Consider the following 24,945-nt stretch of genomic DNA (forward strand, 5'->3'; position numbering starts at 1 on the left):
TTGCCGCACATACCCGGTCAGACCAGAACGAAGTCAAGGAGTCCGATGAAGATATGCGGGGTTTTTGACCGCTACTGTCCGGGATGAAAATCTTCCTGTTTTTGGGCCGAACCGGTTAAGATTGTCTAAACGGCTGAAATTACTTTGAAACTGTGGCGACTCCTTGGAAATTTTCGGAGTCTATTAACTTTTTGCGGTGATGCTTTCCTCAAGAAATATGGGGGAACCTGGAACGCATCATGACAAAGAAAACATCCTTACCGCTTGATCAGGTTATGGTCGGGGACTGCATCGAACTGATGAACAGCCTGCCGGAAAAGTCGGTCGATCTGATTTTCGCCGATCCGCCCTATAACCTGCAGCTGGGTGGTGATCTGCTGCGCCCTAATAATTCCAAGGTCGACGCGGTTGACGATCATTGGGACCAGTTTGACAGTTTCCGTCACTATGACGATTTCACCCGTGACTGGCTGACCGCCGCGCGCCGTGTCCTTAAGGATACCGGTGCGATCTGGGTGATCGGTTCGTATCACAACATTTATCGCGTCGGCACGGTGATGCAGGATATCGGTTACTGGATCCTGAACGACATCGTGTGGCGCAAAACCAACCCGATGCCGAATTTCCGTGGCAAACGTTTCTGCAATGCGCATGAAACCCTGCTGTGGTGTTCGAAAAATGCCGAGCAGAAAGCGATCACGTTCAATTACGAAGCGATGAAGCAGCTCAACGAAGGATTGCAGATGCGGTCCGACTGGTTGCTGCCGATCTGTTCCGGGTCCGAGCGCCTGAAGAATGAAAAGGGTAAAAAGGTCCATCCGACCCAGAAACCCGAAGCATTGTTGCAGCGTGTTCTGCTGGCGACGACCCGTCAGGGCGACGTTGTACTTGATCCGTTCTTTGGTACCGGCACCACCGGTGCGGCAGCGCGCCGCCTTGGCCGTCACTTCATCGGGCTTGAGCGCGAGGAAGAATATGCAAAGGCCGCCAAGGAACGCATTGCCAAGGTCCAGATGCTTGATGGTGAAAGCCTTGAGATGACGGAGTCGAAGCGATCACTTCCGCGTATTCCGTTCGGTGCGGTCATTGAACGCGGTCTTCTGGCACCGGGCGACAAGATTTATGACAACCGCGGCAATGTTGCAGCGCTTGTTCGTGCCGATGGCTCAATCAGTCACAAGGACAATGCCGGTTCGATTCATCAGATCGGGGCCCATGTTCAGGGCGCACAGGCTTGTAATGGCTGGACTTACTGGCATTACAAGTGTGACGGGCGATTGGTTGTGATCGACAATCTGCGCAGTCAGCTTCGCAAGGAAATGGGGCAGGTTTCCGCCTGATTTCGTGCGGTGCAGCACGCTTAAAATGATCTGATCTGGAAGGCCGGGATGGTTGTGAAACCTTCCGGCCTTTTGCATTCGGGGGCAATTCTTGCTATATATTGAATCTTGGAATTATCCGTAAGGATAGATGGAGAGCCCCATGCAGGTTGGCGCAACAGGTAGTGCCGCTTACGCACCGAACCCGGTCCAGATCCAGCAGGCAGCTGCACCGATCGCCGAAACCGGTGGTAACGATCTTCAATCACCGCCGACCCAGCGGGTCGATCAGGTGGCAGAAAGCGACACGTCACAACAATCGGCCCCGCCGAGCAGCACGGGCCGTGGGCAGGTTATTGATATATACGCCTGACCACCTGATTAACGATTTAAAAGGCCCGCGCCGGAATGGCAACGGGCCTTCTTTTTGCGTTTTGAACGTTCGCTTGACGCCGACCTAGCGGTATTTCAGCGCGTGACGCACGATTTTTTTCATCACCGTCGGCAGGGCGAATTCCGATAACCCGTCAATCGTTGTCCAGCTGCCATCAAGTTTTGCTGCGTCGCTTTCAGCTATATTGGCGGCAAGGACCGTCACATCGAGATGGAAATGGGTGAAAGTGTGCCCGACAGTACCATCTAGTTCAGTCCAACTTGCCTTGATCGGGGCTTCGGACAACATCACATCGTCCGGGGCCTCAATCGCACGCCAGTCACTGCCCGGCACTTCGTAAAGTCCACCCAGCAGACCCTTTTCCGGGCGGCGCCGGACCAGGATTTTACCGTCTTCGCGCCGTATCCAGAAGGCATAGCCAACCCGGGTTGGTTTGGCGGGTTTCTTACGTTTTTTGGGTAGTTCCGGAGCAATGCCCGATTTGCGGCCTTCGCAGGAAGCCTGCCACGGGCAAATGCCACATGCCGGATTGCGTGGCGTGCAGATCGTTGCGCCCAAATCCATCAGCGCCTGCGCATAGTCGCCCGGCCGGTCGGACGGGGTCAGGGCCGCCGACTTTTCCTTGATTTCGGGTTTGACGTCGGGCAGTGGGGTTTCAAGCGCAAAAAGACGGGATATGACCCGTTCGATATTGCCATCGACCGGGCTTGAATGACGGTTAAAGGCGATGGCTGCAACGGCGGCGGCGGTATAGGGACCGATGCCGGGCAGCTTCAGAAGGCCTTCTTCGGTATCGGGGAACTGGCCGTCATATTCATCGGCAACAACCTTGGCGCATTTGTGCAGGTTGCGTGCGCGTGCATAATATCCCAGACCTTGCCAGGCATGCAGAACTTCATCGAGATCGGCATTGGCAAGATCGGTTACGGTCGGCCAGCGTTGCAGGAATGCTGCGAAATAGGGACCGACCGTAATCACGGTGGTCTGTTGCAGCATGATTTCGCTAAGCCAGACGCGGTAAGGGTCCTGTGCGTCGCCCGGTTCGGCACGCCATGGAAGGGTGCGATGATGACGGTCATACCAGTCCAGCATGGTCCGACCGAGGTGATGGATTTCGTCGTTGGTGAAATGCACGGCGTTCCCGTGTTATGTTGCGGGGATGAAAACGGGTAATTACGTTTAGGTCAGATTCAGACCCTACGAAAGAAGCGGGCGTGAGCAAGCAAAAAGATATGACCGATACGCCGACACATAGCACGCCAGATCAGCGTGCCGATATGGTTGCGGCAAAAAATGCGGTCAAAAAGAAACAAAAGATTACCCCGATGGGCAGTTCGGAACGCCGCATGGGCCTGCGCAATATTGCCGCCATGGTTGGCAATCTGACACGTCCGCTGGTCCGCAAACGCGGTTTCTTTCAGGCCGAAATCATTTTGCACTGGTCCGAAATTGTCGGTCGCGATCTTGAACAATTCACCATGCCGGTCAAATACAATCCGCCGCGCGGCGAAAATGCCGGGGGCGGAACCCTTGTGATCCGGGTGATGGGACCGGTGGCGATTGAATTACAGCACCGCATGCCGCAGATCATCGACCGGGTGAATACCTATTTCGGATATCGCGCGGTTGAACGCATCAAGATGATGCAGGGCGATATTTCCCGCCCAGAGCGCACCGTCAAACGGCCGGAAAATGTGCCCGAAGGTCCGATCCGCGAAACCAGCGAGATCGATATCGCCAAAATCGAAGACCCGCATCTGCGCGAAGTGCTGACCCGGCTTGGACGCCGCATTTCGGGGGATGTTCACGCGCGGGGGCAACCGGGACAGAAGAAATAGCCGGTGAAATTGCGTTTAAAATCACGTGTAAGTCATTTGCCAATCGGTGCCCCAAAGCCTTATTCCGATGCGGGCCGGATCGAATCATTTTCCCATAATGTTTGATCACGGAGTTGCCGCATTTCCAAACGATGTTGGCGACTCGTTGGCTCATTAGCGCTTTTGGGGGGCGTGTTGACTCCCGCGCTGCAACAGGCTTGTAATCACAAAATATTGTTTTAACGGAGGTTTCCTTGCTGAAGGCAGTTAAGTTTTTTGCGGTCGCATGTGCATTTGCGATTGGTGTTGTCGGGGCGCAGCAGGCCGAGGCTGTAGAATATAAGGAACATGTGCTTGGCAATCCGGATGCGCCGGTGACGATCATCGAATATGCGTCGCTGACCTGCCCGCATTGCGCCACGTTCCATAATGAAACCCTGCCGGAGATCAAGAAATCGTTGATCGATACCGGCAAGGCCAAGCTGATCTTCCGCGATTATCCGCTTGATGGTGTTGCGGTTCGTGCGGCTGCTGTTGCGCAATGTGCCGGTGATGACCGTTATTTCGGTGTTCTGGGCATGCTGTTCAAATCGCAGATGACCTGGGCACGGGCCGCGGACCCGATTGAAGGCATCAAACAGGTGGTTCGTTTTGCCGGTATGGATGGCGATGCGGTTGATGCCTGCATGGCGGACGAGGCCCTGATCGACGGGATCGTTGCATCGCGCATGCGCGGCGAACAGGAATTCAAGGTCAATTCAACGCCGAGCTTTGTGATTGATGGTGAAACCTTTGCCGGTTCGCGCGATCTGAAGTTCTTTGAAGATAAAGTCGAAGATCTGACCAACTGATAAATATGATCCTGCCGGATGCTGCAGATGCGACATCCGGCAATCAGGGGAAGGGACGGATCGGGGGCATGATTGGTCCAGTTTAAATCGCTACGGCTGACGGGGTTCAAATCCTTCGTCGATTCAACCGAATTGCTGGTTGAAGACGGGCTGACAGGTGTTGTCGGCCCGAATGGCTGTGGCAAATCCAATCTTGTCGAGGCCCTGCGCTGGGTCATGGGGGAAACCTCTGCCAAGCAGATGCGCGGCTCGGACATGTCCGACGTTATTTTTGGCGGGACATCGTCCCGTCCTGCCCGAAATGTTGCCGAGGTCACAGTCGTTCTGGATAATGCCGAACGCAAAGCACCGGCGATGTTCAACGATCACGAAACGCTTGAGGTCGTGCGACGTATTGAACGCAGCGGCGGGTCGAATTATCGGGTCAATGGCAAGGATGTCCGTGCGCGTGACGTCCAATTGCTGTTTGCCGATGCCGCGACCGGGGCGCGGTCAAACGCCATGGTGTCGCAGGGCAAGATCGGTGCGCTGATCGGGGCGAAACCAAGTCAGCGCAGACTGGTTCTGGAGGAAGCCGCCGGTATTACCGGTCTGCATTCACGCCGCCACGAGGCCGAGCTTCGACTTAAAAATGCCGAACAGAATATGGAACGCCTTGAAGACGTTCTGGTCACACTCGATAGCCAGATCGCGTCTCTGCAAAAGCAGGCGCGACAGGCCGAACGGTATCGCAAACTTTCCGAAAGCATCCGCCAGACGGAGGCTCTGCTATTCCACATCCGCTGGACCGATGCCGAAAAACGGCAAGCAGATGCCCGTGAATTGCTGGTGCTGGGCGAAAGTGCCGTGCGTGACCTGACCGGTCAGGTGACCGAGGCAACGACCATTCAGGCCCATATTGCGGCAAGCCTTCCGGATCTTCGCAAAAAGGAAAGCGATGCGGCAGCGGCCTTGCAGCGCATGCTGATCGAGCGTGAGGGACTGGACAAGGACAAGGCACAGATCGAAACCCAAATGTCGCAGCTTCGTGCGCGCATCCAGCAGATTGATGCCGACCTTGCGCGTGAAGCCGAACTGGCAAGCGACGCCGAAGGGGCGTTGAACAAGCTTAAGGCAGAACTCGAAGAGCTGGGTCAAGCCCAGGACGGCGAGGATGACGAGCTCGACGAGGCAAAGGAACGCGCCGTCGCGCAGGCCGCAAGGGTTGAAACGCTGGAAGGGCAGGTTGACGAACTGACCAACCGGGCAGCCGCCGAAGAAGCCCGGCTTAAAAGTGTTCAGCAGCGGTTAAGCGAGCTTTCCGCCCGCCGGTCACGTTTGACCGAACGCTATGACGAGGCCGTTGCCCGCCTTGATGATATCCGGGTTGAAGCCGATTTTACCGACGCCCTCGAAGAGGCCGGTCTGGCGCTTGAGGAATGCGAAGAACTTTGCGAGCAGCGCAAGCTTGCCATCGAAGATGCCGAAATGCGTCTTGCCGAATTGCGCGACCGTGAAGACAGCCTGAAAACGGCGGAAACCGAATCGCGCGATGCCCTGCGTGATGTCGAAAGCCGCAAGGCACGGCTTGTCGCCGAGATCGAGGCGCTTGAAAGTCTGGTCAAGGGCAATGCAGATCAGCAGTTCCCGGCGGTGATCGAAAAGCTTTCGGTGACCAGCGGCCTTGAAATGGCGATGGCGGCGGCACTTGGCGAGGACCTTGACGCGCCCGATGCCGAAGATGCCCCGATGCACTGGTCGGCGGTTGACCCCGACGCAGATGACCCTGCCCTGCCCGAAGGGGTCCAGGCACTGGCGAAATTTGTTGACGGTCCGGCATTGCTGAACCGACGCCTTTGGCAGATCGGGGTTGTTGATGACGAGGCAACCGGTAACTGGCTGGCCAAGACGTTGAAAACCGGGCAGCGGTTGGTGTCGCGTGAAGGTGCGCTTTGGCGTTGGGACGGGTATCGGATCAAGGTTGGCGCGGAGCTTCCGGCAGCCGCACGTTTGCGACAGCGTAATCGACTTGAAGAATTACGCCTTGAGCTTGAAGAGATCGACGACGCGGTCGAGCTTGCAGCGGAAAAGGCCGATACAACGCGGGGAAATGTTGAACGTCTTGAAGAAGATGTTGAAGCCGCACGCAACGGCGAACAGGAAGCCCACCGTGCCCTTCGCGAGGCAGAGGGATCATTGGCCCGCGCGCGAGAAGAAATTGCCAATATCAAACGTGACGCCAGTGCCATTGAAGGACGCCTGCAAAACGCCGAAGAAGCCGAAAAGCGTGCCAAGCAGGACCTTGATGAACTGATCGCCGAGCAGGAAGAACTGGCGGCAACGCCCGAGGAATCGAGCGAAGGCCTGATGGAAATCAAGGCTGAGCTGATTGAAAAACGTGCCGAGCTTTCGGATGCGCGCGCCGATCAGATGGAAGCGCGCAGCCAGCTTGAACGCATGCAGCGTGATGCATCGGGGCGTCGCAAGCGACTTGAATTTGTTGAAAGCGAAATCGCATCCTGGAATGATCGCGCATCGGGGGCAGGCGAACGTGTGGCCCAGCTTCGTGAACGTCAGGAAGAAGCGCGCATGGAGATCGAGGAGCTTGAACTTAAGCCCGACGAGATCGAAGAGCGCCGCGCGATCCTTTCCGACCGTATCGAGATTGCCGATCAGGCACGCAAGGACGCGGCGGATGAACTGGTGCGTGCCGAAAATGCGCAGCGCGAAGCAGATCACAACCTGAAAGAAGCGGAACAGAAACTGGCCGAGGCCCGCGAAGGCCGGGTTAGGTGTGAAGCCCTTCTGGAGCAGGCAGAACAGCACCGCCGAGATTTGATTGAACGCATTCGCGAACGGGTTAATGCCACGCCTGATCAGCTTGTAGAGCTGGCCGAAATCGATCAGACCAAGGAATTGCCATCCGAAGACGATATCGAGGCCCGTTTGCAGCGTCAGTCGCGCGAACGCGAAAACCTTGGTGCGGTTAACCTGAGGGCCGAGGTCGAACTGGCCGAGATGGAAGAACAGAAAGACACACTGGTTTCCGAACGCGATGACCTGATCGCCGCCATTGATAAATTACGCAATGGTATCAACCAGCTGAACCGCGAAGCACGCAACCGCCTGAAAGCGGCATTTGACGAAGTCGACAAACATTTCCAGCAGTTGTTTGTCCGCCTGTTTGGCGGTGGCGGGGCGCATCTGATGCTGACCGATGCGGACGATCCGCTGGAAGCCGGGCTTGAGATCATGGCATCCCCGCCGGGCAAGAAATTGCAGCACCTTTCATTGCTGTCTGGTGGCGAGCAGGCATTGACCGCTGTTGCGCTTCTGTTTGCGGTGTTCCTGACCAACCCGGCACCGATTTGCGTGCTCGACGAAGTTGACGCACCACTTGATGACGCCAACGTCGACCGGTTCTGTAAATTGCTTGAAGCGATTGGTCGTCACGCCAATACGCGTTTCCTTGTGATTACCCACCATCGCATGACCATGGCCCGCATGAACCGCCTGTTCGGGGTGACGATGGCGGAACGTGGTGTTTCCTCGCTGGTGTCGGTCGATTTGCGCCAGGCCGAGGTATATTCCCAGAAAGAGCAAAAAGAGCTCGATTTTACCAATTGATGATTTTTCCGGTATTTGGGTTTCGTTCGTCTCTGCCTTTGGGTTAAGAGGGAGGCTTGGCGAGATACTCCAACCGGGAAAATTGCGAAAATGTCCAAAGAAGTCCGTGCGTTATACGAGCAATTTCCTTATCCCATGCGTGACCCGCAGGAGGAAAAGGAACGGTTGCTGATGCCGCCGATGGACACCCTTTCGCGGGTCAATCATTACGGTTTCGGCGGACGCAAGAAGATTGATGCGAGATTTCGTGCGCTTGTTGCCGGGGGCGGTACAGGTGACAGTCTTGTCTGGCTGGCCGAACAACTGCGCGATTGCGGCGGGCAGGTTACATATCTGGAACCATCAAGTGCGAGCACCAAGGTGGCGCGTGCCCGCGCCGAAGCACGTGGGTTGACCAATATTACCTATGTGAATGCAACGATTGGCGAGTTTGCCGCGACCGCACCGGAAAAGTTCGATTACATCAATTGTGCCGGTGTGCTGCATCACCTTGAGGTTCCCGAACAAGGTCTTCATGATCTGGTGTCGGTTCTGGCCAATGATGGTTGCATCGGTACCATGCTGTATGGGGAACATGGCCGCCTTGCCGTGACCGAGTGGCGCAAGATGGTTGCACCGCTTCTGCCCGGAAAGACGCTTGATGAGCAGCTTGCCATGACCCGAAGCCTTCTTTCGATGCTTCCCGAAGGCAACATGCTGCTTAAAATGGGGGGTGGTCCGGGCTTTATTAAAGGGTTGCTGGAAAACGATCCCGAGATTGTCGATCTGCTGCTGCATCCGGTTGAATGTGCCTATGACGTGCACGGGGTCTATGACTTTGCTGCCTCGGCAGGGCTTGATGTTGCTGCCTTTACCGGCTTTTTCGGTTTTGGCGGCACTGGAAAGGCGCATTACAGCATTGAAAACCATGTTGCGGACCCGAAAATCCTGCGGGATCTGACGGCTTTGCCGCTTCGCGATCAGCAGGCATTTTGTGAACGTTACAGCTGTGCGATGCCGTTGCATGCCTTTTATCTTACACGTTCTGATGCCAAACGTGCGGCGGGAACAACGACAATGCCGGATCGTGATTTGTGCCCGTGGTTCTTTGTCGCCCCTTCTGACGGTTTCTTTGACGATATGCTGACCAATGCAGGCAAACCGATTATCCTTGCGGATGGAACCGGTAATGCGGTCGATCTGACCGGTGGACCTGACTTGGCCAGGCTTTTAGCGCTGTTTGATGGCAAGACGTCCTTTGGCGATATATCAGCCCGGTTGCGTGACGAAATCCTGCACAAACAGCCCATCGATATGAACCAGATTGCAGACAATACATTGGCCGCTGTCTGGGCGCTGTTTCACAAGTTCGACTGGATGCTGGCATCGTCATCCGAAAGCGGCTGGCAGCAGCAGGATGGACAACGCCGTTTGTCGGTTAATTTGCCGAAGTGATCCTTGATCGGTGTTTTTGCGGCTAACGGTGCGGGCGGATTTGTGATGAATCGGCATGGCTGATGACTGCGTGTTCCAGCCCGTATCGGACCTTGGGCGGGATACCGGTGCCAAAACACGGTACAAAAGGCGGAAATCAATAAAAAGCGATTGAATTCACAATGGTTACTCAGAAGCCCAATTCAGCGGTTCAACGGGCCAGGAACCAAGGGAAACCGCCGGTTGCAAGCGGTTGTTTATGGAAAACTCTGATAAATGCGGCTGCGACTATCGCCTAACATCAAATGTGAATGATCACACATTTCGACGGTAAAATTGTTATAAAACAGATGTTTAATGTCAATTTTGTGCCCCCGGCAAGGTGGGGTTTTACGGCTTGACAGCCTATGGGGCGCTAAGTATGTTGCCCGCGCATTTCCTTGCGACGTTTGCAAGGTTGCCACAGCGGGGTTCACGACAATGAGCGATGATAAAGATCGCGCTTCATTAGCAGAGCTTGAAAGCAAGTTGGTGGCCGTAGCAAGCAAGCGTGAAGAAACGCACAGCCCGAACCGGGCGACCGGCAAACCATCCCAAGGGATGGCATTAGGAATGAGAATTTCGGCGGAAATGATCGCTGCTGTTCTTGTTGGACTATTGATTGGCTGGGCGCTGGATCGGGTGCTTGGTACGACGCCCTGGCTGCTTGTTCTGTTTGTATTTCTCGGAGCAGGTGCTGGTGGTCTTAACGCTTATCGGGTGGCCAAAGGATTCGACAGTGCAGTCGGACTTGGACGCGCGATGGGGGAGCGCAAGCAGGGGGACAAGGATTAGCCTTGGCCCTCAAAAGATTGAGCGAGGATTACGGTGGCTGGACCGCTAGAGCAGTTTGAAATCAAGCCCTTGGCCGAGCTTTCGGTTGCCGGCATTGATGTTTCCTTCACCAACTCCGCACTTTGGATGGTGATCGCAGCCGTTCTCGTAACGGGCTTCATGACGCTCAGCATGCGTCGTGGGGCATTGGTACCTGGCCGTTGGCAGGGTGCCGCCGAGGTGATGTATGAATTCGTCGCCAATATGTTGAAAGATAACGTGGGGACCGCGGGGCGCAAGTATTTCCCGTTCGTTTTCACCCTGTTTATGTTTGTTCTGTTCGGGAACCTGCTTGGCATGATCCCGCACAGCTTTACTTTTACGAGCCATATCGCTGTGACTTTTGCGATGGCTCTGGTGATCTTTATCGGTGTGACCATTATCGGCTTCGTTCGCCACGGTACGCATTACTTCCGGATGTTCTTCCCGGCAGGTGCGCCGATTGCAACGGCCTTCATTCTGATCCCGATTGAAATCATCTCCTATTTCTCTCGTCCGTTCAGCTTGGCGATCCGACTGTTTGCGAACATGACCGTCGGACACATCATGCTGAAAGTGATTGGCGGGTTCGTCGGCCTGATCGGCATCTTCGGCGTCCTTCCGTTTGCTCTTCTGACGGGGATTACGGTTCTGGAGTTCGGCATTGCTGCGCTTCAGGCTTATGTCTACACCATTCTCACCTGCATCTATCTCCATGATGCAATCCACATGCACTAATGCTAGTGGACCGGTGTGATCTCTTCTGATTGCCTTTAAGAAATTCGAAAGGGTGAAGTTATGGAACTCGATGCTGCTAAGATGATCGGTGCTGGCCTGGCTGCTATTGGCATGATTGGTGCCGGTATCGGGGTTGGTAACATCTGGTCGAGCCTGATTGCGACTGTTGGCCGTAACCCGGCTGCAAAAGGCGACGTTGAACTGTATGGCTGGATCGGCTTTGCCGTTACCGAAGCTATTGCACTGTTCGCACTCGTCGTTGCGCTGATCGTTCTGTTCGGCTAATCGGCGCCTTTTGCGCGAATACTCGGCCCGGCGAGGATACCCCTCGCCGGAGTCGTTGAATTCGGGAGTAGGCTATGCCGCAGTTTGATATTGCGACGTTCTCGGAACAGATTTTCTGGCTGTTCGTTATTTTTGGCATCCTGTATTTCCTGATGTCGAAAATCGCGCTGCCGAAGGTTGGCGAAGTTCTGGAACGCCGTCACAAGACCATTGAAGACAATCTTGGCAAGGCCCGGGCGTTGAAAGACGAAACCGATGCCGCCATAGCGAAGTACGAGGCTGCCTTGGCAGAAGCTCGTGATGCCGCACAGGCAGATATTCGCGAAGCAACGGAAAAAGCAGCTGCAGAGCAAGCTGCGAAAACCGAAGCGCTGGTCAAGAAACTGTCGAAAAAGACCGCTGATGCCGAAAAGGCAATTGCCGGTGCGAAAGACGACGCAATGAAAGGTGTGGCCGAAGCTGCATCCGAAATCGCCCGTGAAGCAACCGACAAGCTTATCGGTGTCAAGGTTCAGGCCAAAACTGCCGACAAGGCCGTTTCGGCGATCGTAGGAGAGTAAGAAGATGGCAACCCCGCACGAGGTTACGTTCCTTACCGATCCTTACACCTGGACCACGCTTTCTTTCTTGCTGGTTGCCGGTTTCGGCGGCTTCAAGGCTGTTAAGGGTATTTCCGGTGCACTCGACAAGCGTGCGCAGAAAATCTCGGAAGAGCTGGATGAAGCACAGCGCCTGCGTGAAGAAGCTCAGGAGCTTCTGGCCAAGTATCAGGCCAAACAGCGCGAAGCATTGAAGGAAGCGGATGAAATCCGCGCCCATGCCAAGGTGGAAGCCGACCGCATGCTGGAGAACGCCCAGGCTGAACTGAAAGCGTCGCTCAAGCGTCGTGAACAGCAGGCCATGGACCGTATTGCCAATCTCGAAACTCAGGCCATTGCCGAAGTTCGTGCCCGTGTGGCCGAAATCGCGGCACAGGCCACATTTGCACTGGTTTCCGAAAAGGTTACTGCTGCAAAGGCAGACGAGCTTGTCGATAGCGCAATTGCGGAAATCAAAGGTCGCCTGAATTAATAGTTTCCGGTTTTCGGAATGCAAAACCCCCGCAGAACTTCTGCGGGGGTTTTTGTTTGGGCGTGGTGTTGTCAGCCAACAAATCGTATCTATCCGGCGAACTGTTTGTCCCGGCCATGTGGCATAGCAAGATCGAGAACAGGTCCCTTGGGCACGATGCCCGTCGGGTTGATCATCAGGTGGCTTTCATAATAGTGGCCCTTGATATGTTCAAAGAACACGGTCTGTTTGATGCCGGGCACCTGATATAGTTCGCGCGTATAGGCCCAAAGATTGGGATAGTCCTTCAGCATTTTCAGGTTGCATTTGAAATGCCCGTGATAGACCGGATCAAACCGGATCAGGGTGGTGAATAGCCGCCAGTCGGCCTCTGTCAGACGATCACCCGCCAGATAGCGATGGGTCGACAGACGGTCTTCCAGCCAGTCCAGCGTGCCAAAAAGCGTTGCCACAGCGTCTTCATACGCATCCTGAGCGGTCGCAAAGCCGGATTTGTAGACACCATTATTCACATCGTCATAGACGCGGCCATTGATCGCATCGATTTCGCTGCGCAGATCTTCGGGATAGTAATCGCCGGGTTTGGCTCCCAGATCATCAAAGGCAGAGTTGAGCATCCGGATGATTTCGGCAGATTCGTTGCTGACAATCCGGTTGGTTTTCTTGTCCCAAAGAACCGGCACCGTAACCCGTCCAGTATAATCAGGTTTTGCCGCAGTATAAATCTGATGCATGAAACCGTGATTGCCAAGATGGTCGGGCAGCCCGTCATCAGGGGAAAATTCCCAGCCATTTTCAAGCATGCGCCAATGCACGACCGAAACTGAAATCATGTCTTCCAGTCCCTTGAGGGCGCGGAAGATCAGCGTGCGATGTGCCCACGGGCAGGCATAGGAAACATACAGGTGATAACGACCAGCTTCGGCAGGAAATTCGGCGTCCTTGTCTTTCGACAGCCAGTTCCGAAAAGCGGCGTCCTGACGTTTGAACTTACCACCGGTCGATTTCGTGTCGTACCATTGGTCTTTCCATTCTCCATCGACCAAAAGGCCCATAATCGTATCCTCCGGTTTTTTGTGGTCCCGTGATATGCCGATTACGCGCGGCCGGGGTCGTTGTTCCCATCATCGTCATTTCCTCGTTGAATGCAATCGGGCGATATGACATTAATTTGTTTCCAAATGGGCAACAATTATTCGGTACTCGGACAGGGGCAAAGCAATGCTGATCGGCAATCTGGATGGAATGACGGTTTTTGCTCGTGTCGTCGAGGAGCAAAGCTTTTCCGGCGCCGCGCGCAAACTTGCCATGTCCAAATCCGCGGTGAGCAAGCATGTCACCAAGCTTGAAGACAGTCTTGGCATTCGTTTGCTTAATCGCACGACACGCCGGTTGAGCCTGACCGACGCGGGTGCAACTTTTTATCAGCACTGCGCGCGCGTGGTTGAGGAAATCGAAACAGCCGAACATGCCCTGACCGATTTACGGGGCACGCCGCGGGGTACGCTCCGGATTTCGGCTCCGCTGACATTTGGCCAGCGGTATATGCCCGATCTGGTGTCTGAATTCATGGGCCTGCATCCGGGGTTGCATGTCGATATTCATCTGGCCGATCACATGGTTGATCTGGTTGCCGAAGGGTTCGATATGGCCATCCGCATCACCCGGTTAAAGGATTCCAGCCTGATTGCCCGCAAGCTTGCCGACTTTAACGGTTACGTCGTGGCATCGCCGGGCTACATCGCCGAACATGGTGAACCCAAACACCCGACCGAACTGGCCAATCACCGGACACTTGCCTATACCAACCTTCCCAGCCCGAATGTCTGGGAATTTGAAGGACCCGAAGGCCAGATTAATGTCCGCGTCAATCCGGTCATGTCGTGTAACAATGGTGATTTTACCTCGTTCGCAGCGATCCGGGGCCTTGGTATCGCGCGTGAACCGGAATTCATCGTTGCCGAGGCGCTTCAAAAAGGGTCGCTGGTCGAAATCCTTAAGGAATATAATTCGCTGGCCAGTGGCGGGATTTATGCCGTATATCCGGAACGACGCCATCTTCCGACCAAGGTGCGTATTTTCATTGATTTTCTGGTGGAAAAGTTTCGCGGTGGATTATGTAATTTCCACAAAACGATGTATCCGGTCGACTAAGGCTATTTGCTTTCGATCCGCCAGCCGATCAGACACATCAACCCCAGAAGAATAGCAACGACCGGAAGAGGCAACAGATTGGTAATGCCGCCAATCACTGTGCGATAGCTTTCCGTTTCCATCAAGCCTGCCCAGTTTGTGCCAAACCAGACACGTTCTTCTTTCACCCGACGGAAATCGGGAAGCCCTTTTTCGATGCGATCAATATATCCGCCATTGGCCAGAACCAGTTCGCGTAACAGGTCTGATGTCGAGTTGGTGTTGCGACGTTCACTGGTCAGAACATCGCGGTCGACATGCAATGCCGACTGGGTAACGCCGTCGCGATCAAGGGCCTGAACGCGGATCAGGCCGCGCTCTGCGATGGGCAGGGTGGCCTGCCATGTCTGATCCGATGTTCGTTCAAATGTTGTGCGCACGACTTTGCCGGTTTCCGGATCGGCACCGGTTGCGGTTGTCGGTTCAGCCCCGATCTTGCGCCAGCTCAGGGTCAGACTTTTACCATCGGCACTGCGTTCGGTGGCAATGGTGTTTTCGTCAAGGGCCGGTTCCTTCATAAGCCAGTGCGACAATCGGCGTAGTAATTCGGCAATCGGTCCGCCACCATCATGGCCGCGCTGCCACAACCACATCTGATCCGAACTCAGCATAGCTGCCCGGCCTTCTTCAACACGCCGCAAGGACAATAGGGGTAATTGATCCACACCGGTCAAAAGCGTCATGACGTCATTGTCAGTTTCCCGGGTTTCGATTTGCCGATACCAGCGGCCCCATTTTGGCGGGGTATTGATTGAACCGGCAATCGGGGCTGTCACCGGATGAATGCGTCCGGCTGTGTTCACGCGCGGCGCAAAAGGTTGTTCAATGACACGGCCCGTTGCCCGAACCGGCATCAAATCACCCAGAACCGTGTTTGAAAGCCCATCAGGTCCAAGATATTCCGGCCCGGCGACAACAAGGGCGGCACCACCCCATCGGACATAATCCACCACCTTTTCCAGATAGTGGGCAGGCAAAACCCCGCGCATCTGATAGCGATCAAAAATGATCAGATCGAACTGCCGCAGGCGCACTTCAAACAGATCACGGATCGGAAATGGGATCAGAGCCAATTCGTTTATCGGGGTATCGTCGCCTTTTTCCGGTGGGCGCAGGATCGTGAAATGCACCAGATCAACACCGGGATCGGCACGCAGAAGGTTCCGCCATGCCCGTTCGCCGGGATGCGGTTCGCCCGAAAGCAGCAGGACACGGAGCCGATCACGAACGCCGGTCGTTTCAAGGATCAGCCGGTTGTTGGTCTGATCTGTTTCGTCAGGATTTTCATCCATGCGCAATTCAGCGATCACCGGCCCGGCGTGGGGCACAGGAATGGTGACGCGGTGCGGTTCGTTGGCCGGCAGCGTCAGGTTCCGTTCGGTGCCATCTTCATGCAGCATGCGGACCGATACCGGACTTCCTGTCTCAAGGTTGTGATCAATGGCTTCGACCATGAAATCCGCGTTCTTGCCAACGATACCGTAATCGGCGGTCTGGCGAATTTGCAAACGCCGGTCATGTTCATCTTCGCGCCCGGTAATGAGCGCATGCAGGGGCGCACCCAGATCCAGACTGGCGGGAATATCGTGAATTTGCCCATCGGTAATCATGACGACACCACCCAGTCGTTCGCGCGGGATTCCGCCAAGAAGCCGGTCAAGGGCGGCAAACATCAGGGTGTCGGTTTCGCCCGGCACTTCTTCGATACGCAGTTCGATACTTTGATCATCGGCAAAGCGGTTGCGTATCTGCGAGATCGCGGCATCCGTCTGGTCGGTGCGGCTACCGATATTCTGGCTATTGGAACGATCCACCAGCACAAGGACGATGTCGCTTAGTTTTTCACGGTTCTGATCGGTAAATTGCGGCGCAATCAGTGCAAGCAGCATGACCGCCATCGCGATTGCCCGCCAGATCGTGCCCCGCAGGCGAAATACCGCAAAAAGCAGGATGGCGGCTACACAGGCGATGGCAAGTATTTGCAGCAGCCCGATATCAAGTAATGGTGCGATCTGAAAATCCTGCCAGCTTCTGTTCATCGGCCAAGCCTTTCAAGGATTGCCGGTAAATGAACCTGATCCCCCTTATAACTGCCGGTAAGCGCATACATCACCAGGTTGACCCCGAAACGCCAGGCCATTTCGCGCTGGCGCGGGGAAATGTCATCGGTGCGGCTCTCTGTCTGGATGCCTTCGTTCAGCATCCAGGCCGATGCCCAGTCATTCCCGCCAAACAGAACAGACGCAACACCGTCCAACCGTTGATCGGGCCGTGCATCAAGCCAAAGCGGCGCGGCAAAGCGGCCATAGGCATGGTCCAGCAGATAGAAACTGCGAAACAGGATATGATCCCCGGGCGCCTTATCAAGGATCGGGATTTCCAGCCCGGCCAGTAATCGGCGCAGGCGGGCGGGTTCGACTTCCTGATCACGGCTGTCAATCAGGATCATGCCGCCGCTATCGAGATATCGGTTGATACGCGTCCGGGCAAAGTCCGAAAAAGGTTGCTGTCCGTCAACCAGCGGCCAATAGATCAGCGGATAAAAGCTGAGATCGTTGGCTTCGGGGTCAATGGCATCCGGGGCGGCCAGGTCAGCGGCCGTTCGCCGACGCAGGATTTCGGTCAAGCCGGCAAGTCCCGACTGGCTGAGACGGTCAATCGGGGCAACATCCGTCTTGAGATAGGCGAGACGCGGTTGCAAGGCAGCGGCCTGTGTTTCGACCGCCTTGGCGTCGCGGCCACCCAGCAGCATCGTTGCCGAAGCACCGATAAATGCCAGCAGAAGGAAAGATGTCAGCGCATCTTTATGCCGGGCACGTCTCAGACTGACGTGATGGACGAGTATCAGGGCAACCCCGTCAAGGATCAGAAGCAGCATCGCAGCCATCAGGCACATCGAGGCAAGATCGATTTGGTCCTGATCGGTGATTTCACGTATGACCGTGCCGGACGGCCAGCGGACCTGACTGTCAAGATTTTCAAGGAATGAGCCAAGGTTAAGCGCAACGGCCTGACCATTTTTGCCGTATATCCCCGGCGGATGCCGTGGATCGGGCATCGGCAACGGTGTGCGCAAGGGCAGGGTCGTTGCATCAGGTTGATGAGCACGGCCAAAGCCATCGAGCACGGATTGGGCCGGCAGGCTTGTTTGCAGTTCGGCCTCAGACCGGTCACTTGGGCTTGCAAGGGGTAAAAGGCGTTGCCAGATTTCGACAAACAGGCCCGACATCGGAAGGTTCGACCAATCGGCCCACGGGGTCACATGGAAAAGAACAATTCGCCCGGCATTGCGCGGGGCACTTGTAATCAGCGGGGTGCCATCAGTCAGGCGGGCCCATGTTTTGGCAACAATTTCCGGATCGGGTTCGGCAAGAAGTTGCCGATTGATGGTGATTTCCTCGGGAATCAGGACGCCGAAAAATGGACTGGTTTCCGGAAATGCCAAAAGTCGTTTCGGTTTTTCCCATGACATCGATCCGCCGAAATCCCGATTGCCAAGACGCAGCGTCACAGGCAGGAATTCCGGTTCGACCTCGGTCGTGCTGTCCCCTGCGAAACGCACCAACATACCGCCATCGCGGACCCAGCGCTCAAGGGCTGAATATTGGCTGCCAAGGCCGGAAATCGGCCCTGTGGCGACAAGGATATCCATCCCGCTTTCAAGCAGCTTTCCAAGTGGTGCATAGGTCAAGTCGGCATAGGGGGAAATTGCCCGGTCCAGAAAGAAATACCGATCCGACAGCAGCACCGGACTATCTCCGGAACTGACAATCACACCGACTTTTCGCTGTTGCCAGCGGGCACCGGTTTGAAAGACCGTGGCAGCGGATTCTATACCTTCTATTCCTACGGACTGTATCGAATTGGTGATGTCGCTGGGTAGTGGGATTTGGGTTCTGGTCTGATGGGTTGCTGGTTCAATTTTTACAGTGTGACGCAACAGGACCTGACCACGTTCATTGCGCGCAAGAAGGGCAAATTCGCCTGGCGCATTCATATTCTGATGGGCCAGGGTGATATCAAGTCCGGTACGGTTGCGTTTCAGCGATTGAACCGCGATGCGGTTTTCACGTTTGGGACCAAGTACGGTAATCGGTGCAATGGTACCAAGTTCGTTGGCAAGATCCGCCTTTGCGGGGTGTTCCATATTATCCGTCAGCCACATAATGCTGCCGATGGAATTGGCCATATGCTGGTGATCGGCGATCCGGTTTGACAGAGCCGTATAATCGGGAGCCCATGGGCGCGGATGCAGTCGATCAATAAAACGGTCAGCTTCGTGCGGCGATATCGGGCCGATAATATCGGGTAATCTTGTTGTTGTTGCGCCGGATGCCTCGGGTGCGGTTTGTGCGATATAGATGCTGCGCAAATCCAGCCGTGCCTGATTGATGATCTGGCTAAGGCCGGTGCGATATTCCTGCCAGTTTGCTGCTGATGACCAGCTGTTTTCGGCAATGATCAGAATAGCGCCCTCGTCGCGCGAGAATTCTGTTCTGTTAAGGACTGGTCGCGCGGCAGCGAGGATCAGCATGGTCAGGATCAGGCAGCGTAAAAGCGTTTGCCAGATTGGTGCGCGTTGCATGTCACGCCGGTTGGCACGAAGCCCCCGCAACAACCGGGCCGCCGGAAACACGACTTGTTTGGGCGACCTTGGTGCGGATCTGATGATCAGCCAGACAATCGGCAGAACCAGAAGACCGGCCAGCATCGCAGGATATAAAAAGGTGATGGCCGCAAGGTTCATCGCGGCCTCGTCGGGCTGTTGCGGTTCATTGCCGGACGACCACGTCCGTTAGAGCCACTTTGGCTTTGGCGTTCGCTTAGATGCTGATAAAGCGCAAGCAGGGTCGGGCTTGCACTTTCCGAAGTCACATGCTGGTCACACAGCCAGTCGTTTTCACGCGCGGCGTCGCGGATGTCGGCACGCCAGGTTTTGGCCCGCTGCCGGAAACCTTCCCGAAGGTCTTCAAACCGTTCGCTGCGGTAAATCATCTGATCGTCGGTATCCATGAAATTGACCCGACCGGTAAAGGGGGGCTCGATTTCAGCGGGATCAAGAACATGCACCAGCGCACCGTCATTCTGATACTGGCCAAGGGTCTTGATCGCGCGGACCGGCGACTGCTTGCTATCGACGAATTCCAGAAAATCACCCAGCACCAGAACGGAATGTTTGCGACCGGCATGCATCGAACCGGCATGGTCGGTGATGTTGCCCGGGCTTGCCAGCATGGCGTGGGCCAGTTTTTCAAGATGTTCGGCAGATGTGATGCGGGTCCGTTCGGCATCGAATGTTCCGACCGTTTCCCCGTTGCGCAGCAGCAGATCGGCAAGTGCGATGGAAATGACAAGGGTGCGTTCGGCCTTGAAAGGGATGTCTCGTGCCGATGACCAATACATGGATGGCGATAGAACCGGCCAGATCCAGTAATTGTGGCTGGCCTGCCATTCGGTCTGACGGATAAAGGTATGATCGCTACGCGCGGAACGACGCCAGTCGATCTGGTTGGTCGGGTCGCCAGTGATGTAGGGGCGGAACTGCCAGAAATCGCTGCCAGGGCCGACTTTGCGGTTGCCGTGAAGGCCGCTTCGCAAGCTGATCGCCATGCGTCGGCTTTCATCGATCAGTTGCGGCAATCGGGCCGCCAGTGCACGTGCGGCTGCAACATGATCGTGGACCGCGGCCAATGCCAATTCTTATTTCTCCTGCAGATATTCCAACGCGTTGGTGATCAGGCCTCTGGCGGTGAAACCCTCGGCACGTGCCCCATAGGTCAAGCCGAAACGATGGCGAAGCACCGGAACGGCAAGGGCTTCGATATCTTCGATCGAGGGGGCGAAGCGGCCAAACAGCATGGCACGGGCACGACAGGCAAGCGACAGGGCCTGTGCCGCACGCGTGCCGGGGCCCCAGGCAACATTATCGCGGATATCGGCCATATGCGTGCTTTCCGGTCGGCATTCGCGGCAAAGTGCAATGATGGTATCCAGCACCCGGTCGGGCATTGGCAGACGCCGGACGAAATCCTGTGCTTCGGCCAGATCGTCGGCCTGAAGCACCTGCCGTGGGCGCACAGGATAGCGGCCAGTGGTTTCGGTTACGATGCGTCGTTCTTCATCTTGATCGGGATAGCCCAGCCGGACTTCCAGAAGGAAACGATCAAGCTGTGCCTCGGGTAGGGGATAGGTGCCTTCCTGTTCCAGCGGGTTCTGGGTTGCCAGAACGTGGAACGGTTCCGGAAGCTTGTGGCTGTAACCGGCGACGGATACTTCGCGTTCCTGCATGGCCTGCAACAGGGCGGACTGGGTGCGCGGGCTGGCGCGGTTGATTTCATCGGCCAGAAGCAACTGGCAGAAAACCGGGCCTTTGATGAAACGAAATGCACGTTTGCCGTCCGCGCCTTCTTCCAGAACTTCGGAGCCAAGGATATCGGCTGGCATCAGGTCGGGTGTGAACTGGATACGCTTATCAAGCAGGCCAAGGACTTTTCCCAATGTATGGGCCAGTAATGACTTGCCAAGTCCGGGCGCACCGACCATCAGGACATGTCCGCCGGATAAAATGCCGATAAGTGTTTGCTCTATGGCTTCATTCTGCCCAAATATAACAGATGAAACCATCTTGCGGGCTTCGTCCAACCGGCCAACACAGGCGTCAAGCCGCCCTGCGTCGCGTTCAAGACTGCTGTCTTGTGAAAGACCCATTTCTTCGGGAAAACGTGGCGCGTTTGTCATGACAGGAAACTTTGCTTCCTCTGTTGTGCCGGTAATCGAAGCCGGCTACCCAATAAGGATGGTATCAGCGTTATAAAAGCGCGCAATCTTTTGGTTTCGGACCTAAGTGTATAGCATGAGCAGTAACGAAAAAACCGTCGATCTTGCCGAAAAGCTCTGGACCCGCCTTCGCGCCGGAAAACCGGCAGGCGGACGCCATCCACAGATCTGTGGCGACATTCCCATGTCTATAGGTCGTGATGGAACCTGGTTCTATCAAGGTGGGCCGATTGGCCGTATCGAACTTGTCAAACTTTTCGCATCTGTCCTGCAACGCGACGAGGAAGGCGGGCACTGGCTGGTGACCCCGGCCGAAATGGCGCGGATTGAGGTCGAAGATGTTGCTTTCATTGCGGTCGAGCTGGAAAAAACCGGCGAGAGTACGGCATCTGTCATCCGTTTTCGAACCAATATTGATCAGTGGGTCGAGCTTGATGAAAATCATGGTTTAAGGGTTGAACACGATCCCGAAACCGGTCAACCGTCGCCCTATGTGAAGCTTGATCACGGTCTTGAGGCCCGACTGAACCGGGCTGTATTTTATCAGCTGGTCGATATGGCCGACGAGCTTAAAGAACCGGAGACCGGCAAAATGCGTATTGGTGTTTACAGTCACAATCAGTTCTTCGAGATCGGAACGCTGGAGGCTGGCGAATGACACCGGCCCAGATCATTGCCGCACTGAATGCGCCGCGTGATGATATTCTTCAACGGCGAGGGGACCATGCGGTTGACTATCCGGGATCAGAATCACGCGCGCGCGACTTTGCCGAGGGGGAACTGATTGCGCGTCCGGCAGCCGTTCTTGTGCCGCTTGTGCGTCGCGACGAAGGCCTGCATGTGATTTTGACGCGCCGCACCGATCATCTGAGCGATCATGCCGGTCAGATCAGTTTTCCCGGTGGTCGTCAGGAAGACCATGACAATACGCTTGAGGAAACCGCCCTGCGAGAGACCGAGGAAGAAATTGGGCTGTCGCGCGCACACATCGAGTTGGTGGGTCGTCTGGACGATTATTACACTGTAACCGGATATCGGGTGACGCCGGTTGTTGGGCTGATCACACCGCCTTTCGACCTTGCACCCGATGCACATGAAGTGGCAGAAGTATTTGAAGTACCGTTGGAATTCATTGTTGAACCGCAGAACCAGAAACTTCAGACCGTGACCTTCGAAGGGGCAAAGCGCCGCTATTTTGCCATCCCGTATCAGGAATATTACATCTGGGGGGCAACGGCCGGAATGCTGGTGAATTTCAGCGAGGTTCTTAAGGCGAGTACTGAACGGTAATGATTGGAGACTATCGGTAATGCTGCGACAGATTATTCAGATTGCCATTCCCGTAATCCTGCCGTTTCTTGTTTACGGTCTTTGGCTTAAATGGGCACGTGCAAAGGCGATTCGAGAAGGGCATGATGTTATTCCGCCCTGGGACAAAGGGCCGTGGCTTTTGCTGCTTGGTATTGGTGTGGCGCTGGCGGCGGCAATCCTGATTGTAACGGCACTCGGGACTGGTGCATCACCTGACTCCATTTATCATCCGCCGGTATTAAAGGATGGTGTCGTTCAGCCAGGATTTTTCGAACCCAAGGAATAACCCGGAAAAAAGACATCCGCCTGCAAGGTTTCAGGCCAGCAAAGATTTACCGATGACCGAACTGACAGCAACCGGGCATCTGCAGCCCTACGGGGTGATGACGCATCCCGACACAGCACGTGTATTTGATGCGATTGCAGCACATGGTGGCACGGCCCGCTTTGTTGGCGGGATCGTACGCGATGCGCTTTTGAAACGTGATCTGATCGATGTGGATATCGCGTGCGACCTGAAGCCGGAAGAGACCGTTATTGCCCTTGAAAAGGCGGGGCTCAAAGTTATCCCCACTGGGCTTAAACACGGCACGGTGACGGCGATTACCGATGCATCGGCCTATGAAATCACGACGCTGCGCATTGATGTCACGACCGATGGCCGTCATGCAGAAGTTGCCTTTACTGATAGCTGGCTTGGCGATGCCAGACGTCGTGATTTTACATTCAATGCGCTTTATTGCGATCTGGACGGGACGATCTATGATCCGTTTGACGGTGAAACGGATTTGCGCGAAGGCCGGGTACGTTTCATCGGTATTGCCGAAGACCGGATTGAAGAAGACTACCTTCGTATTCTGCGATTTTTCCGGTTTCAGGCATGGTTTGGTCGACCACCACTTGACCCGATTGGTGCGGAAGCATGCCGCAAGGGGGCGCAAGGGCTTCGGGATATTTCACCCGAACGCATTCGCGATGAGATGTTTAAATTACTGCGTTCACGCAGCCCGGCTGCCACGATTAAAGAAATGATCGGCTTTAATGTGTTGCCGGTTATCTTGCCGGATTTGGCAGATACACCGCGACTTCGCATGATGGAATGGCTTGATAGTACGGCTCTTGCCGATTCTGCAATCAAGCCCGATCCATTGCGTCGTCTGGCGGCCTTGTACTGTGCGCCGGAAAATGCCGATGACGATTTGCAGGCGGCAACCGAATTTGGCAGGGCATTGCGATTGTCCAACGACGAAGCCGACCGTTTCGCGGCAATGATTTCCAATGCCAATCTTATCAGTGCCGATTTGTCCGAGGATACGATCCGGCGTGATCTTTATCGCATCGGGCCGGATGCCTTTCGCGATGCGGTTTTGATTGCCTGGGCGGCGCGTGCGGCGATCCCGCCACGGGCCAGCAGTGCCGAAAACCGCGATTGGCAAGCTTTGTTGCAGGCGGCAACAGACTGGGTCGATGTTAAAATGCCAATTCAGGGGCGGGATCTTCTCGCAGCGGGTCTTGTGACCGCCGGGCCGACAATGGGCTGGTTATTGAAGATGGCGGAAGAATACTGGATTGCAAATGCCTTTGCGCCCGGTCGCGAGGAACTGATGAATTATTTGGCGGCGCAGAATGCCGCAAAGTTGCAGGAGTAATCATGGCCGAAGGCGTTACAGGTCATCGCATTTGCTGTTTTGGGGACAGTCTGGTCAATGGTGTGCGCGACGGGGATAAAGGCGGTTGGCCAATACGGCTAGGCCGCCGGTTGCTGGACGAGGCCAAGCGCGAAACGACGATCTATAATCTGGGCATTCGTGCCGAAACCAGCGAGGGCTTGAAAGCCCGTTGGAAGTTTGAGGCTGAACTTCGCATGGTGCCGGAATTCCCGACGGTTTTGATGTTCAGTTTTGGTGTGAATGATGCCAACCATGCCGAAGACCGTGGCGAGGAAACCACCATGCGGGTTTCCCCCGCCAAATCGGCGGCAAATGCAGCAGAGATCATAGGCGAGGCATCCAAATTGGCACCGACCTTGTGGATCGGACCGCAGGCAGTCATTGACGGCGGCAAGTCCAGTAAGGAAATCAACGAACGCCTTGAAGGGCTAAACCAGATATATGCCGAAACGGCGCGGGGGTTTGACGTGCCTTATCTTGATCTGCATGCAACCACGCTTGCCGATCAGGATTGGCAGCGCGCGCTTCGTCGTGGGGATGGCTATCACCCGGACCGGGCCGGTTATGACCGGATTGCCGAACTGATCTGGAACTGGGATGGGTGGAAACGTACCCTTGGGCTTTAAGGCCGGGTTATCGTTGCTGTCA

At 55.4% G+C, this 24,945-nt stretch carries 23 protein-coding genes; 17 read left to right on the top strand and 6 right to left on the bottom strand.

Annotated elements, in window-relative coordinates:
• The first annotated feature begins 239 nt into the window (after positions 1–239).
• Positions 240–1,340: a site-specific DNA-methyltransferase gene (locus tag P8T57_RS11425; RefSeq protein WP_037990538.1), complete on the top strand. Its 1,101-nt coding sequence runs from the start codon at positions 240–242 to the stop codon at positions 1,338–1,340.
• Between the two features lie 142 nt (positions 1,341–1,482).
• Positions 1,483–1,692 carry a hypothetical protein gene (locus P8T57_RS11430; protein ID WP_341363157.1) on the top strand — a complete coding sequence of 70 codons (210 nt, stop codon included), beginning with the start codon at positions 1,483–1,485 and terminating at the stop codon, positions 1,690–1,692.
• Between the two features lie 84 nt (positions 1,693–1,776).
• Here P8T57_RS11430 and mutY read toward each other — a convergent pair whose 3' ends face one another.
• Entirely contained in the window at positions 1,777–2,847 is a 1,071-nt protein-coding gene (gene mutY / locus P8T57_RS11435; protein WP_341363158.1) for an A/G-specific adenine glycosylase, read from the bottom strand.
• An 80-nt stretch (positions 2,848–2,927) separates the two neighbouring features.
• Between mutY and P8T57_RS11440 the strand changes: the two genes are divergently transcribed.
• The 9 genes from P8T57_RS11440 to P8T57_RS11480 all read left to right on the top strand — a co-directional run bounded on the left by P8T57_RS11440 (position 2,928) and on the right by P8T57_RS11480 (position 12,346).
• Positions 2,928–3,551 carry a DciA family protein gene (locus tag P8T57_RS11440; protein WP_007089071.1) on the top strand — a complete coding sequence of 208 codons (624 nt, stop codon included), beginning with the start codon at positions 2,928–2,930 and terminating at the stop codon, positions 3,549–3,551.
• Positions 3,552–3,784: 233 nt separating this feature from the next.
• Positions 3,785–4,381: a thioredoxin domain-containing protein gene (locus tag P8T57_RS11445; protein WP_063095328.1), complete on the top strand. Its 597-nt coding sequence runs from the start codon at positions 3,785–3,787 to the stop codon at positions 4,379–4,381.
• A 72-nt stretch (positions 4,382–4,453) separates the two neighbouring features.
• Positions 4,454–7,987 carry a chromosome segregation protein SMC gene (gene smc / locus P8T57_RS11450; protein ID WP_341363159.1) on the top strand — a complete coding sequence of 1,178 codons (3,534 nt, stop codon included), beginning with the start codon at positions 4,454–4,456 and terminating at the stop codon, positions 7,985–7,987.
• Between the two features lie 90 nt (positions 7,988–8,077).
• Positions 8,078–9,421, top strand: coding sequence for a class I SAM-dependent methyltransferase (locus P8T57_RS11455; RefSeq protein WP_341363160.1), 1,344 nt, complete (start codon positions 8,078–8,080; stop codon positions 9,419–9,421).
• Between the two features lie 459 nt (positions 9,422–9,880).
• Positions 9,881–10,234, top strand: a complete 354-nt coding sequence (locus P8T57_RS11460; RefSeq protein WP_007089068.1) for an AtpZ/AtpI family protein — start codon at positions 9,881–9,883, stop codon at positions 10,232–10,234.
• Between the two features lie 33 nt (positions 10,235–10,267).
• Positions 10,268–10,990 (top strand): F0F1 ATP synthase subunit A, encoded by a 723-nt coding sequence (locus P8T57_RS11465; RefSeq protein ID WP_007089067.1) that lies wholly within the window; start codon positions 10,268–10,270, stop codon positions 10,988–10,990.
• Between the two features lie 60 nt (positions 10,991–11,050).
• On the top strand, positions 11,051–11,275 hold the full coding sequence (locus P8T57_RS11470) for an ATP synthase subunit C family protein (protein ID WP_007089066.1): 225 nt from the start codon (positions 11,051–11,053) through the stop codon (positions 11,273–11,275).
• Between the two features lie 74 nt (positions 11,276–11,349).
• On the top strand, positions 11,350–11,835 hold the full coding sequence (locus P8T57_RS11475) for an ATP synthase subunit B' (RefSeq protein WP_007089065.1): 486 nt from the start codon (positions 11,350–11,352) through the stop codon (positions 11,833–11,835).
• Between the two features lie 4 nt (positions 11,836–11,839).
• Complete coding sequence (locus P8T57_RS11480) at positions 11,840–12,346, top strand: F0F1 ATP synthase subunit B (RefSeq protein WP_007089064.1); 507 nt, start codon at positions 11,840–11,842, stop codon at positions 12,344–12,346.
• Between the two features lie 89 nt (positions 12,347–12,435).
• Here P8T57_RS11480 and P8T57_RS11485 read toward each other — a convergent pair whose 3' ends face one another.
• Positions 12,436–13,401, bottom strand: coding sequence for a glutathione S-transferase family protein (locus tag P8T57_RS11485; RefSeq protein ID WP_341363161.1), 966 nt, complete (start codon positions 13,399–13,401; stop codon positions 12,436–12,438).
• Between the two features lie 166 nt (positions 13,402–13,567).
• Here P8T57_RS11485 and P8T57_RS11490 point away from each other — a divergent pair, with 166 nt between their 5' ends.
• The gene (locus tag P8T57_RS11490; RefSeq protein WP_037990543.1) at positions 13,568–14,500 is read left to right on the top strand and encodes a LysR family transcriptional regulator; all 933 of its coding nucleotides are present in this window, start codon (positions 13,568–13,570) and stop codon (positions 14,498–14,500) included.
• 2 nt (positions 14,501–14,502) lie between these two features.
• On the opposite strand, the gene P8T57_RS11495 is transcribed toward P8T57_RS11490, so the two are convergent.
• The 4 genes from P8T57_RS11495 to P8T57_RS11510 are packed head-to-tail and all read right to left on the bottom strand — an operon-like array spanning position 14,503 to position 21,277.
• Positions 14,503–16,578, bottom strand: coding sequence for a hypothetical protein (locus P8T57_RS11495; RefSeq protein ID WP_341363162.1), 2,076 nt, complete (start codon positions 16,576–16,578; stop codon positions 14,503–14,505).
• Positions 16,575–19,286, bottom strand: a complete 2,712-nt coding sequence (locus P8T57_RS11500) for a DUF4159 domain-containing protein (protein ID WP_341363163.1) — start codon at positions 19,284–19,286, stop codon at positions 16,575–16,577. Before P8T57_RS11500 ends, P8T57_RS11495 begins: the two co-directional genes overlap by 4 nt.
• Positions 19,283–20,236: a DUF58 domain-containing protein gene (locus tag P8T57_RS11505; RefSeq protein WP_007089059.1), complete on the bottom strand. Its 954-nt coding sequence runs from the start codon at positions 20,234–20,236 to the stop codon at positions 19,283–19,285. The genes P8T57_RS11500 and P8T57_RS11505 overlap by 4 nt, the downstream gene beginning before the upstream one ends.
• 3 nt (positions 20,237–20,239) lie before the next feature.
• Positions 20,240–21,277, bottom strand: coding sequence for a MoxR family ATPase (locus tag P8T57_RS11510; RefSeq protein WP_007089058.1), 1,038 nt, complete (start codon positions 21,275–21,277; stop codon positions 20,240–20,242).
• A gap of 115 nt (positions 21,278–21,392) precedes the next feature.
• Here P8T57_RS11510 and P8T57_RS11515 point away from each other — a divergent pair, with 115 nt between their 5' ends.
• The 5 genes from P8T57_RS11515 to P8T57_RS11535 are packed head-to-tail and all read left to right on the top strand — an operon-like array spanning position 21,393 to position 24,923.
• Positions 21,393–21,974: a DUF1285 domain-containing protein gene (locus P8T57_RS11515; RefSeq protein WP_341363164.1), complete on the top strand. Its 582-nt coding sequence runs from the start codon at positions 21,393–21,395 to the stop codon at positions 21,972–21,974.
• Positions 21,971–22,606 carry a CoA pyrophosphatase gene (locus tag P8T57_RS11520; protein ID WP_341363165.1) on the top strand — a complete coding sequence of 212 codons (636 nt, stop codon included), beginning with the start codon at positions 21,971–21,973 and terminating at the stop codon, positions 22,604–22,606. The genes P8T57_RS11515 and P8T57_RS11520 overlap by 4 nt, the downstream gene beginning before the upstream one ends.
• A 19-nt stretch (positions 22,607–22,625) precedes the next feature.
• Positions 22,626–22,913, top strand: coding sequence for a hypothetical protein (locus P8T57_RS11525; protein ID WP_007089055.1), 288 nt, complete (start codon positions 22,626–22,628; stop codon positions 22,911–22,913).
• A 52-nt stretch (positions 22,914–22,965) separates the two neighbouring features.
• Positions 22,966–24,276, top strand: coding sequence for a CCA tRNA nucleotidyltransferase (locus tag P8T57_RS11530; RefSeq protein WP_341363166.1), 1,311 nt, complete (start codon positions 22,966–22,968; stop codon positions 24,274–24,276).
• Positions 24,277–24,278: 2 nt separating this feature from the next.
• Positions 24,279–24,923 (top strand): GDSL-type esterase/lipase family protein, encoded by a 645-nt coding sequence (locus P8T57_RS11535; RefSeq protein WP_007089053.1) that lies wholly within the window; start codon positions 24,279–24,281, stop codon positions 24,921–24,923.
• Positions 24,924–24,945: the final 22 nt, after the last annotated feature.

This window comes from Thalassospira sp. SN3W (genome assembly GCF_038070535.1).
In the GTDB taxonomy this organism is placed as follows: domain Bacteria; phylum Pseudomonadota; class Alphaproteobacteria; order Rhodospirillales; family Thalassospiraceae; genus Thalassospira; species Thalassospira xiamenensis.